The 12,257-nt window shown below is 64.0% G+C and carries 7 protein-coding genes; 1 reads left to right on the top strand and 6 read right to left on the bottom strand.

Annotation, left to right across the window (positions count from 1 at the left end):
* Positions 1 to 34 precede the first annotated feature (34 nt).
* Positions 35 to 1,270, top strand: a complete 1,236-nt coding sequence (locus H7A76_RS04660) for an MFS transporter (protein ID WP_409300645.1) — start codon at positions 35 to 37, stop codon at positions 1,268 to 1,270.
* A gap of 90 nt (positions 1,271 to 1,360) precedes the next feature.
* On the opposite strand, the gene H7A76_RS04655 is transcribed toward H7A76_RS04660, so the two are convergent.
* The 6 genes from H7A76_RS04655 to aroB all read right to left on the bottom strand — a co-directional run bounded on the left by H7A76_RS04655 (position 1,361) and on the right by aroB (position 12,220).
* Positions 1,361 to 1,708: a YgiW/YdeI family stress tolerance OB fold protein gene (locus tag H7A76_RS04655; RefSeq protein ID WP_185697420.1), complete on the bottom strand. Its 348-nt coding sequence runs from the start codon at positions 1,706 to 1,708 to the stop codon at positions 1,361 to 1,363.
* A 135-nt stretch (positions 1,709 to 1,843) separates the two neighbouring features.
* Positions 1,844 to 2,911, bottom strand: a complete 1,068-nt coding sequence (gene hemE / locus H7A76_RS04650; protein ID WP_185697419.1) for a uroporphyrinogen decarboxylase — start codon at positions 2,909 to 2,911, stop codon at positions 1,844 to 1,846.
* A 245-nt stretch (positions 2,912 to 3,156) separates the two neighbouring features.
* A complete protein-coding gene (locus H7A76_RS04645; protein ID WP_022639922.1) occupies positions 3,157 to 4,575 on the bottom strand; it encodes an FAD-dependent oxidoreductase in 1,419 nt (472 codons plus the stop codon).
* Between the two features lie 121 nt (positions 4,576 to 4,696).
* Positions 4,697 to 9,145 carry a glutamate synthase large subunit gene (gene gltB, locus H7A76_RS04640; RefSeq protein ID WP_185697418.1) on the bottom strand — a complete coding sequence of 1,483 codons (4,449 nt, stop codon included), beginning with the start codon at positions 9,143 to 9,145 and terminating at the stop codon, positions 4,697 to 4,699.
* 348 nt (positions 9,146 to 9,493) lie between these two features.
* Complete coding sequence (locus tag H7A76_RS04635; RefSeq protein WP_185697417.1) at positions 9,494 to 11,110, bottom strand: AAA family ATPase; 1,617 nt, start codon at positions 11,108 to 11,110, stop codon at positions 9,494 to 9,496.
* Positions 11,111 to 11,119: 9 nt separating this feature from the next.
* Positions 11,120 to 12,220 carry a 3-dehydroquinate synthase gene (gene aroB, locus H7A76_RS04630; RefSeq protein ID WP_185697416.1) on the bottom strand — a complete coding sequence of 367 codons (1,101 nt, stop codon included), beginning with the start codon at positions 12,218 to 12,220 and terminating at the stop codon, positions 11,120 to 11,122.
* Positions 12,221 to 12,257: the final 37 nt, after the last annotated feature.

Genomic DNA, 12,257 nt, shown 5'->3' with positions numbered 1-12,257 from the left:
CGTGAAAACCGCTGTCGCCCCGCTTGCCCACGAAATTCCCTCCACGCCCCTGGACGAAGTAGTCGCCCAACTCAACGACGCCTATATCGAGAAAGGCACGCCGCTGTTCATGCGCACGGTGCTGGCCCTGTTCTCCGGCGGTTTCGCCACCTTCGCCCTGCTGTACTGCGTGCAACCGATGATGCCGTTGCTGTCCCTGGAATTCTCCATCAACGCCGCCCAGAGCAGCCTGGTGCTGTCGGTCTCCACCGCGTTGCTGGCCGTGGGCCTGCTGGTCACCGGGCCGATTTCCGATCGGATCGGGCGCAAGCCGGTGATGGTGGCGGCCCTGTTGGCCGCGGCCCTGTGCACCATCGCCAGCGCCCTGATGCCCAGCTGGCATGGCGTGCTGGTGATGCGTGCGCTGGTGGGGCTGTCCCTGAGCGGGCTGGCGGCGGTGGCCATGACCTACCTCAGCGAAGAGATCCACCCCCAGCACATTGGCCTGGCCATGGGCCTGTACATTGGCGGCAACGCCATCGGCGGCATGAGTGGGCGGTTGATCACCGGGGTGCTGATCGATTTCGTCAGCTGGCACACGGCGATGCTGGTGATCGGCGCTCTGGCGCTGATCGCCGCGGCGGTGTTCTGGCGCATCCTGCCCGAGTCGCGCAACTTCCGCCCACGCTCGCTGCACCCACGCAGCCTGCTGGACGGCTTCACCCTGCACTTTCGCGATGCCGGCCTGCCGCTGCTGTTCCTCGAGGCCTTCGTGCTGATGGGGGCCTTCGTTACTCTGTTCAACTACATCGGCTATCGCCTGCTGGCCGCGCCGTACCACATGGACCAGGCGTTCGTCGGCCTGCTGTCGGTGGTGTATCTGTCGGGGATCTACAGCTCGGCCAAAGCCGGCGCCCTGGCCGATCGCCTGGGGCGGCGCAAGATGCTCTGGGCCACCATCGTGCTGATGCTCGCCGGCCTGGCCCTGACCCTGCTGGAGCCGCTGCCGGTGGTGATCATCGGCATGCTGGTATTCACCTTCGGCTTCTTCGGGGCGCATTCGGTGGCCAGCAGCTGGATCGGCCGCCGCGCCACCAAGGCCAAGGGCCAGGCCTCGTCGCTGTACCTGTTCAGCTACTACGCCGGCTCGAGCATCGCCGGCACCGCGGGTGGGGTGTTCTGGCACCTGGCGGGCTGGAACGGCATCGGCCTGTTCATCGGCGCCCTGCTGCTGGTGGCATTGCTGGCGGCCTTGAAGCTGGCCAAGCTGCAACCCCTGGCGGCGCCCTGAATCGAAGACGAGCCTACCGGCGCCCGACTCTCGCAGGGCATCTGCAAGGTCGGGCGCCGGCATCGGTATCGCCTGGGATGAGCGAGCGGCTTACTTGAGGACTTCCACCAGGTCGACGTCGATCTCGCGCTTCATCAAGCCCTTCTCCACCTCGCCGGTCAGCTTGACCAGGGTCTTCTCGTTGAAGGGCACCGGTGGCAGGTTCTCGTCGTCGATCTCGACGGTGATGGTGCCGCTGGAATCCTTGAATTCGTACTTGTCGTCGTTATCCAGTTTCTTGGTGACATAACCCTGGAGCACCACCGGGGTGTCGTCCGAGGCATCCTTGGCGGCGGCAACGGTGGTGACCGCCTGGGCGCCAGGGCCGGTATAGCCGGTGGCCAGGGCAGCGGTGCTGAACAGCGGGGCGAGCAAGAGGGCGAGGTAACGGGTTTTCATGGCAGTGATCCATTCTGGGTGTCGATGCCGATGAGGTTAACCACCCAGGCTGAATTGAAACTTAATCCGCCCCGTTGCCCTTTCAGCGGCAAGAAAAAGCCCGGCCAGGGCCGGGCTCGATCACCGCAGGCGCGGTTACTCGTGGTATTGCGCCGACAGCTCGTGCACCGCCCGCAAGAAGGCACCGGCGTGTTCCGGATTCACTTCCGGGGTGATGCCATGGCCCAGGTTGAACACGTGGCCGCTGCCCTTGCCGTAGCTGGCGAGGATGCGCGCGACTTCCGCGCGGATCGCCTGCGGGTTGGCGTAGAGCACGGTGGGGTCCATGTTGCCTTGCAGCGAGACCTTGGCACCGACCCGGCGCCGGGCTTCGCCGATATCGCAGGTCCAGTCCAGGCCCAGGCTGTCCGCGCCGGCCTCGGCAATGCTTTCCAGCCACAGGCCGCCGCCCTTGGTGAACAGGATCACCGGCACCTTGCGTCCTTCATGCTCGCGAATCAGGCCGCTGACGATCTTGCGCATGTAGGCCAGGGAGAACTCCTGGTAGGCCGCCGCCGAGAGGCTGCCACCCCAGCTGTCGAAGATCTGCACCGCCTGGGCGCCGGCCTTGATCTGGCCGTTGAGGTAGGCGGTGACCGACTGCGCCAGCTTGTCCAGCAGCAGGTGCATGGCTTGTGGATTGTCGTAGAGCATGGCCTTGGACTTGCGGAAGTCCTTGGACGAACCGCCCTCGACCATGTAGGTCGCCAGGGTCCAGGGGCTGCCGGAGAAACCGATCAGCGGCACGCGGCCGTTGAGTTCGCGGCGGATGGTGCTGACCGCATCCATCACGTAGCCCAGGTCCTTGTGCGGATCGGGGATCGGCAAGGCCTCGATGTCGGCCAGGGTACTGACCACTTTCTTGAAGCGCGGACCTTCGCCGGTCTCGAAGTACAGGCCCTGGCCCATGGCGTCAGGGATGGTCAGGATGTCGGAGAAGAGGATCGCCGCATCCAGCTGTGGATAACGGTCCAGGGGCTGCAGGGTGACTTCGCAGGCGAACGCAGGATTCATGCACAGGCTCATGAAGTCACCGGCGTTGGCGCGGCTGGCGCGGTATTCAGGCAGGTAGCGCCCGGCCTGACGCATCATCCACACCGGGGTGACGTCTACGGGTTGCTTGAGCAGGGCACGGAGGAAACGGTCGTTCTTCAGGGCAGTCATGTCGGCATCCGGAAAAAAAGTGGGGGCATTTTCTCAGAGCGCGACATAAAAGGCACGGCAAGAGCCGTGCCTTTTATGTATCGGGTCAATTTGTCGCGGACTACAAGCAGCTATTTGAGCGTCGCGAGCGAAGGCAAGGCAAGGCGAAAACAGACGAGGAAGCGGAGTTGACTGCTGTCAATGAGCATTCCGATCGGACTCGCGCACGAGTCTGTTTTCAACGCAGCATTGCCGAGCGCAGCAGCTTAAACGCCCAGGTAGTCGAGGATGCCTTCGGCGGCGTTGCGCCCTTCGAAGATCGCCGTCACCACCAGGTCGGAACCGCGCACCATGTCGCCACCGGCGAAGATCTTCGGGTTGCTGGTCTGGTGCTTGTACTGGCCCTGCTCCGGCGCCACCACGCGGCCCTGGCTGTCGGTCTGGATCTGGAACTGCTCGAACCACGGCGCCGGGCTCGGACGGAAGCCGAAGGCAATGACCACGGCATCGGCCGGGATGATCTCCTCGGAACCCGGGATCGGCTCTGGGCTGCGCCGGCCACGGGCGTCCGGTTCGCCGAGACGGGTCTCGACCACCTTCACGCCTTCGACCTTGTCTTCGCCGACGATGGCGATGGGCTGGCGGTTGTAGAGGAACTTCACGCCTTCTTCCTTGGCGTTCTTTACCTCTTTGCGCGAGCCGGGCATGTTGGCTTCGTCGCGGCGATAGGCGCAGGTCACCGACTTGGCACCCTGGCGGATGGACGTGCGGTTGCAGTCCATCGCGGTGTCGCCACCACCGAGCACCACGACCTTCTTGCCGTTCATGTCGACGAAATCTTCCGGCGACTTCTCGAAACCCAGGTTGCGGTTGACGTTGGCCACCAGGAAGTCCAGCGCGTCGTACACGCCCGGCAGGTCCTCGCCGGCAAAGCCGCCCTTCATGTAGGTGTAGGTGCCCATGCCCATGAACACCGCATCGAACTCGGCGAGCAGTTGCTCCATGGTCACGTCCTTGCCCACCTCGGTGTTGAGGCGGAACTCGATGCCCATGCCGCTGAAGACTTCCCGGCGATTGCTCAGCACGGTCTTCTCCAGCTTGAACTCGGGGATACCGAAGGTCAGCAGGCCACCGATCTCCGGGTTCCTGTCGAATACCACCGGCGTCACGCCACCCCGTACCAGCACGTCGGCACAGCCCAGGCCCGCCGGGCCGGCACCGATGATCGCCACGCGCTTGCCGGTGGGCTTGACCTTGGACATGTCCGGGCGCCAGCCCATGGCGAAGGCGGTGTCGGTGATGTACTTCTCCACCGAGCCGATGGTCACCGCGCCGAAACCGTCGTTGAGGGTGCAGGCGCCCTCGCACAGGCGGTCCTGCGGGCATACGCGGCCGCAGACCTCCGGCAGGGTGTTGGTCTGGTGCGACAGCTCGGCGGCGGCCAGGATGTTGCCCTCGGCCACCAGCTTGAGCCAGTTGGGAATGAAGTTGTGCACCGGGCACTTCCATTCGCAGTAGGGGTTGCCACAACCCAGGCAGCGATGGGCCTGTTCGACCGATTGCTGGGGTTTGAAAGGCTCGTAGATTTCCACGAACTCTTTCTTGCGCTGACGCAGCAGTTTCTTCTTCGGATCCTTGCGCCCGACATCGATGAACTGGAAGTCGTTATTCAGACGTTCAGCCATTTTTCAAAACCTCTATACAGCAGCTGCAAGCTATAAGCTGCAAGCCGCAAGTCGATCACTAATGCCCGGCGAACCTCGTACTGCTTCGCTTGCAGCTCGAGGCTCGCCACTTGCAGCTGCTTTATTGCGGGTTGGCCCGGGTGCTGGAGAGCAGGTTCTTCAGGTTCGCCGCCTTCGGCTTGACCAGCCAGAAGCGACGCACGTAGTCGTCCAGGTTTTCCCAGAGCTCGCGACCCCATTCACTACCGGTTTCCTCGACGTACTCGCCCAGCACGCGCTGCAGATGGCTGCGATAAGCCTCCATCGCCTCGCCGGTGATCCGCTGGATCTCCACCAGTTCATGGTTCAGCTTGTCGACGAAGCTGTTGTCCATGTCCAGCACGTAGGCGAAGCCACCCGTCATGCCTGAGCCGAAGTTGTAGCCGGTCTTGCCCAGGACGCAGACAAAACCACCGGTCATGTATTCGCAGCAGTGATCGCCGGTGCCTTCCACCACGGTATGGGCACCGGAGTTGCGCACGGCGAAACGCTCGCCCGCGGTGCCGGCGGCGAACAGCTTGCCGCCCGTGGCGCCGTACAGGCAGGTGTTGCCGACAATGGCGCTGTCCTGGGTCTTGTAGGCGCTGCCCTGGGGCGGGACGATCACCAGCTTGCCGCCGGTCATGCCCTTGCCCACGTAGTCGTTGGCGTCGCCTTCCAGGTAGAGGTTCAGGCCACCGGCGTTCCACACGCCGAAGCTCTGGCCCGCAGTGCCCTTGAAGCGGAAAGTGATCGGCGCCTGGGCCATGCCCTGGTTGCCGTGGACCCTGGCGATCTCGCCGGAAATCCGCGCGCCGATGGAACGGTCGCAGTTGCAGATATCCAGTTCGAACTCGGCACCGCTCTTGTCGTTGATGGCCGCGCGCGCCATCTCGACCATCTTCTCGGCCAGCAGGCCCTGGTCGAACGGCGGGTTGCGGTCCACCTGGCAGAACTGCGGCTTGTCCGCCGGCACGTGGTCGCTGCCCAGCAACGGGGTCAGGTCCAGGTGGTGCTGCTTGGCGGTCTGGCCTTCGAGCACCTGGAGCAGGTCGGTACGGCCGATCAGCTCTTGCAGTGAACGCACGCCCAGCCTGGCCAGCCACTCGCGGGTCTCCTCGGCCACGTAGGTGAAGAAGTTCACCACCATGTCGACGGTGCCGATGTAGTGGTCCTTGCGCAGCTTGTCGTTCTGGGTGGCGACGCCGGTGGCGCAGTTGTTCAGATGGCAAATGCGCAGGTACTTGCAGCCCAGGGCGATCATCGGCGCGGTGCCGAAGCCGAAGCTCTCGGCGCCGAGGATGGCCGCCTTGATCACGTCCAGGCCGGTCTTCAGGCCGCCGTCGGTCTGCACCCGGACCTTGCCGCGCAGGTCGTTGCCGCGCAGGGTCTGGTGGGTTTCGGCCAGGCCCAGTTCCCATGGGGCGCCGGCGTACTTGATCGAGGTCAGCGGCGAGGCGCCGGTGCCACCGTCGTAGCCGGAAATGGTGATCAGGTCGGCATAGGCCTTGGCCACGCCGGCGGCGATGGTGCCGACCCCGGCCTCGGCCACCAGCTTCACCGAGACCAGTGCCTGGGGGTTGACCTGCTTGAGGTCGAAGATCAGTTGCGACAGGTCTTCGATCGAATAGATGTCGTGGTGCGGTGGCGGCGAGATCAGGGTCACGCCCGGAACCGCATAGCGCAGCCTGGCGATCAGGCCGTTGACCTTGCCGCCGGGCAGTTGGCCGCCCTCGCCGGGCTTGGCGCCCTGGGCCACCTTGATTTGCAGCACTTCGGCGTTGACCAGGTATTCCGGGGTCACGCCGAAACGGCCAGTGGCCACCTGCTTGATCTTCGAGCTCTTGATGGTGCCGTAGCGGGCCGGATCTTCACCGCCCTCGCCGGAGTTGGAGCGCGCGCCCAGGCGGTTCATCGCCTCGGCCAGGGCCTCGTGGGCCTCCGGCGACAGGGCACCGAGGGAGATGCCGGCGGAGTCGAAACGCTTGAGGATCGCCTCCAGGGGCTCGACTTCACTGATGTCCAGCGGCGTGTCCAGGGTCTTGACCTGGAACAGGTCGCGGATCATCGACACCGGGCGGTTGTCCACCAGCGCGGTGTATTCCTTGAACTTGGCGTAGTCGCCCTGTTGCACCGCGGCTTGCAGGGTATTGACCACATCCGGGTTGTAGGCGTGGTACTCGCCGCCATGGACGAACTTCAGCAGGCCACCTTGCTGGATCGGCTTGCGCGGGCTCCAGGCTTCGGCGGCCAGGGCCTTCTGCTCGGCCTCGATATCGACGAAACGCGCGCCCTTGATCCGGCTCGGCACCCCACGGAAGCTCAGGTCGCAGACTTCCTCGGACAGGCCGATGGCTTCGAACAACTGTGCACCACGGTAGGACGTGATGGTGGAGATGCCCATCTTCGACAGGATCTTCAGCAGGCCCTTGGTGATGCCCTTGCGGTAGTTCTTGAACACCTCGTAGAGGTCGCCCAGCACCTCGCCGGTACGGATCAGGTCGCCCAGCACTTCGTAGGCCAGGAACGGATAGACCGCCGAGGCACCAAAGCCGATCAGCACCGCGAAGTGATGCGGATCGCGGGCCGTGGCGGTTTCCACCAGGATGTTGGAGTCGCAGCGCAGGCCCTTTTCCACCAGGCGATGATGCACCGCGCCAGTGGCCAGGGAGGCGTGGATCGGCAGCTTGCCCGGGGCGATATGGCGATCGCTGAGGACGATCTGGGTGCGGCCGGCCCGAACGGCTTCCTCAGCCTGGTCGGCGACATTGCGGATCGCCGCTTCCAGGCCGACGCTCTCGTCGTAGTTGAGGTCGATGATCTGGCGCTCGAAACCCGGGCGCTCCAGGTTCATCAGCGAACGCCACTTGGCCGGGGAGATCACCGGCGAGCTGAGGATCACCCGGGAAGCGTGTTCGGGGGATTCCTGGAAAATGTTGCGCTCGGCACCGAGGCAGATCTCCAGGGACATGACGATGGCTTCGCGCAGCGGGTCGATCGGCGGGTTGGTGACCTGGGCGAACTGCTGGCGGAAATAGTCGTAGGGGGTGCGCACGCGCTGGGACAGCACGGCCATCGGCGTGTCGTCGCCCATGGAGCCCACCGCTTCGTAGCCTTGCTCGCCCAATGGTCGCAGCACCTGGTCACGCTCTTCGAAGGTGACCTGGTACATCTTCATGTACTGCTTGAGCTGGTCGACATCGTAGAAGGCCGAACCGTGGTCGTTGTCTTCCATGGTGGCCTGGATGCGCAGGGCATTCTTGCGCAGCCATTGCTTGTATGGATGACGGGACTTGAGGCGGTTGTCGATGGCGTCGGTGTCGAGGATCTGCCCGGTCTCGGTGTCCACGGCGAAGATCTGGCCCGGGCCGACCCGGCCCTTGGCGATCACGTCCTCGGGCTGGTAGTTCCAGACGCCGATTTCCGAGGCCAGGGTGATGAAGCCGTTCTTGGTGGTGACCCAGCGCGCCGGGCGCAGGCCATTGCGGTCCAGCAGGCAGACGGCATGGCGACCATCGGTCATGACCACGCCGGCCGGGCCGTCCCAGGGCTCCATGTGCATGGAGTTGTATTCGTAGAACGCGCGCAGGTCGGCGTCCATGGTCTCGACGTTCTGCCAGGCCGGCGGAATGATCATGCGCACGCCGCGGAACAGGTCGATACCCCCGGTGACCATCAGTTCCAGCATGTTGTCCATGCTCGAGGAGTCGGAACCCACGCGGTTGACCAGCGGGCCCAGCTCTTCGAGGTCGGGGATCAGGTCGTTGGCGAACTTGGTGCGGCGGGCCATGGCCCAGTTACGGTTGCCGGTGATGGTGTTGATCTCGCCGTTGTGGGCGAGGAAGCGGAAGGGCTGCGCCAGTGGCCACTTCGGCAGGGTGTTGGTGGAAAAGCGCTGGTGGAACACGCAGATCGCGGTCTGCAGGCGCTCGTCGCCCAGGTCCGGATAGAAGGCGGCGAGGTCCGCCGGCATCATCAGGCCTTTATAGATGATGGTCTTGTGGGAAAAGCTGCAGATGTAGTGGTCGGTGTCGGCGGCGTTGGCCACCGAGGAGCGACGCCGGGAGCTGAACAGCTTGATGGCGAAGTCCTGGTCGCTCAGGCCTTCACCGCCGATGAACACTTGTTCGATCTGCGGCAGGCGCTCCAGGGCCAGGCGCCCGAGCACACGGGTGTCGATCGGCACCTTGCGCCAGCCCAGCAGTTGCAGGCCCGCGGCCAGGATCTCGCGGTTCATGTTTTCCCGCGCGGCTTCGGCCTTCGCCGGATCCTGGTTGAAGAACACCATGCCCACGGCGTACTGCTTGGGCAGGTCGGTCCCGAAGTGCTCCTTGGCGACAGCGCGCAGGAACAGGTCGGGTTTTTGTATCAACAGACCGCAACCGTCGCCGGTCTTGCCGTCCGCGTTGATCCCACCGCGGTGGGTCATACAGGTCAGGGCCTCGATGGCCGTTTTCAACAGGGTATGACTGGGTTCGCCCTGCATATGGGCGATCAGGCCGAAACCACAGTTATCCTTAAATTCATCGGGTTGGTACAGACCTGCTTTCATAGACACTTTCTCACCAGGCTGTCTCTTTTCGAGACAAATTTCTTTTCAATTCAACCTGTTACCTTCCACGTCGAACGTACGCCGACTTTGCAGGGGCAAAAGGGAGGTCATTGTACACACCGACACATAACCCCACAAATTTAACGACGATCTGTCGCAAATTCGTGTCGCATTTATGAACGTTTTAAAGCGATACGCTGTGCTAGTCAAAAAGTTTTGTCTTTGACTGCAGCGACTCAAAAACTACTGTGACGCAGACACCACAAAGCACGCGGCCTGTAGGGCAGCATGCTGATGCGGAAATTTGAGGTTGCCTGGAGAGGCGGCCTGGGTAAGGCCGCCGAATCTTCAGCGGGCTGTTGCGAGTTCTTGTTGAACGCTGGCGACAGTGCGAGGCCAAGGTTTACCAGCCTGAACCTTCGCTGGCAAGGATTTGATGGCGCTGACCGCAGCATCGCGGCTTGCGAAGTTGCCGTAGGTGATCACATACAGCGGCTTGCCGTTGAGGACTTTCTTGAAGTAGCGGTACTCGCCACCCTGTTCCTTGACGAAGTTCTGCGCGGTAGCTTCCGAGCTGGTACCCAGGATCTGCACCACGTAGTTGCCAGGCGCCTGGCCGGCGTACCAGCTGCCACCGGCCGCTGCCTTGGCCACGGTGAGCGGTTTCTCGGCGGGTTTGGCGGCAGGAGCAGGCTTGGCGGCCGCTGGCTTTTCCACTGGCACAGGCTTGGGTGCAGGAGCGGGCTTGGCGGTGGCGACCTGGGTCGGCGCCGGGGCCGGAGTCGGACGTGGAGTCGGGGTCGGGGTCGGGGTCGGGGTCGGGGTCGCCGCCGGGCCAGCCGGAACACCCGCAGGTGGCGCAATGGTGGTCACGGTTGGCGGAACGGCGCTGGAGCCCGCTACTGGCACCCCATCGTCACCCTCGGTAATTCCGCCCGCCGCCTCGGCCAGCGGACCACGCATCACCGGTTGCGACTGGCCGACCAACGGCAGTGGCATCGGTTGTGACGAGCCGGCGAACTCCACCGCCGGGCCGCCATTGGCATTCGGCGCCTGGCCCAGCGGTAGCTGCGCCTGCTCGTTGGCCGGCGTCCCGGTGGCGGGCGCCTTGCCGCGACCCGGCATCAGCCAGGCCGCGGCGACGGCCACGACCACTACGGCGGAAATGGCCAATACGTGTTTCTTAGGCATGTTGAACCCCATACTTGGACGCTTTACCGCAGAGCGGCTGGCGATCATTGCTTCGATCATTGCATCCCTGGCGACCTGGTTGATGTTGCCCGGCCAGCCATCGGAGCTTTCGTGAATATCACTGATCTGATCCGCGGAGAAAAGTTCGATGCCCTGCCCCGCTCCCTCGAGGCGCTGGGCCAGGTATTCCCTGGTTTCCTCCTCGGTGTAGGGCTGCAGTTCGATGATGTGGAAACGCTCCTGGTCGGTGCCGAACGGGTCCAGCGCCGCGATCAGCGATGACTCGCCGAACAGGAAGACATGGGGACGACCTTCCGGGGCGCCCGCCGCCAGCGCCAGCAGCGCCTCGAGCGCGGACTCGTCGAGCTGCTCGGCATCGTCCACCAGCAGGTAGACCTCCTGGCCGGTCAGGGCCAGTTGCACCACCTGGGCCAGGATCGTGCCGATCTCGGCCTGGGCCACATTCAGCGCCTGGGCCACCTGGCGCAGCACACCGGCGGCATCGCCGGCGCCACGGGCGGAAACCACCACGCTCTGTACCGATTGCTTGTTGGTACTGGCGACCAGCGCCTGGCGCAACAGGGTCTTGCCGCTGCCCTGGGGGCCAGTGACCACCAGCAGCAGTTGGCTATAGCGGGCCAGATGGTGCAGTTGCCCCAGCACGGGCTTGCGCTGGGCAGGGAAGAACTTGAAGCCGGGGACCCGAGGAGCGAAGGGGTCGTGACTCAACTGGTAATGGCCGAGGAATGCCTCGTCCGCGTGCAAACTAGTCATCGGAATCTATCAACCTTTAAGCTGAGCCAGGGCGCGGTAGTCCGCTCCCAGCGTGGCCTGCAGAACCTCTTTCGGATAGTCGTCGGTCACTACGGCTTCGCCCATGCGGCGCAGCAGTACCAGGCGCAAACGACCATCGATCACTTTCTTGTCTATTGCCATGTATTCGAGAAAATCGGCCTCGGTCATCTCCTCGGGCGGAATGACCGGCAGGCCGGCGCGCTGGAACAGGGCGATGCCGCGGTCGCGCTCCTGCTCGCTGATCCAGCCCAGGCGCGACGACATCTCCAGGGCCATCACGGTGCCAGCCGCCACGGCCTCGCCGTGTAGCCACACGCCATAACCCATGTGGGTCTCGATGGCATGGCCGAAGGTATGGCCGAGGTTGAGGGTGGCGCGCACCCCCGACTCGCGCTCATCGGCACCCACCACTGCAGCCTTGGCCGCGCAGGAGCGTTCGATGGCGTAGGTCAGCGCCTGCGGCTCCAGGGCCCGCAGGCGATCGACGTTTTCTTCCAGCCAGGTGAGGAACGGCTCGTCGCAGATCAGGCCGTACTTGATCACCTCCGCCAGGCCCGCCGAAAGCTCGCGGCTCGGCAGGGTCGTGAGGCTGGTGGTATCGATCAGCACCACGTTCGGCTGATAGAAGGCGCCGACCATGTTCTTGCCCAACGGGTGGTTGATGCCGGTCTTGCCGCCTACCGAGGAGTCGACCTGGGACAGCAAGGTGGTGGGAATCTGGATGAAGTCGACACCGCGCTGGTAGCAGGCTGCGGCAAACCCGGCCATGTCACCGATCACTCCGCCACCGAGGGCGATGACGGTGGTACGGCGGTCGTGGCGAGCGGTCAGCAGGCCATCGAAAATCAGTTGCAGGGTCTCCCAGTTCTTGTAGGCCTCGCCATCGGGCAAAACCACCGAGATCACCGAGAACTGCGCCAGGGTCCGGGTCAGACGCTCAAGGTACAGCGGCGCGACGGTTTCATTGGAGATGATCGCCACTTGCCGTCCGGCGATGTGCGGCACCAGCAGCTCGGGCCGGTCCAACAATCCTTCACCGATGTGGATCGGGTAGCTGCGCTCGCCTAGATCGACCTTAAGTGTCTGCATGTGTCCCCACAGAGAAGATGGAAGCAAGCATTGTGCC

It is taken from the genome of Pseudomonas sp. MSSRFD41, assembly GCF_014230245.1.
Classification (GTDB): domain Bacteria; phylum Pseudomonadota; class Gammaproteobacteria; order Pseudomonadales; family Pseudomonadaceae; genus Aquipseudomonas; species Aquipseudomonas piscis.
This window is presented reverse-complemented; position numbering and strand designations above follow the sequence as displayed.

What these genes read in the sequence shown, in the direction of transcription:
- hemE (WP_185697419.1), bottom strand. Translation starts at nt 2,911, where the DNA reads ATGACTGCCCTGAAGAACGACCGTTTCCTCCGTGCCCTGCTCAAGCAA.
- H7A76_RS04635 (WP_185697417.1), bottom strand. Translation starts at nt 11,110, where the DNA reads ATGACTAGTTTGCACGCGGACGAGGCATTCCTCGGCCATTACCAGTTG.
- gltB (WP_185697418.1), bottom strand. Translation starts at nt 9,145, where the DNA reads ATGAAAGCAGGTCTGTACCAACCCGATGAATTTAAGGATAACTGTGGT.
- aroB (WP_185697416.1), bottom strand. Translation starts at nt 12,220, where the DNA reads ATGCAGACACTTAAGGTCGATCTAGGCGAGCGCAGCTACCCGATCCAC.
- H7A76_RS04655 (WP_185697420.1), bottom strand. Translation starts at nt 1,708, where the DNA reads ATGAAAACCCGTTACCTCGCCCTCTTGCTCGCCCCGCTGTTCAGCACC.
- H7A76_RS04645 (WP_022639922.1), bottom strand. Translation starts at nt 4,575, where the DNA reads ATGGCTGAACGTCTGAATAACGACTTCCAGTTCATCGATGTCGGGCGC.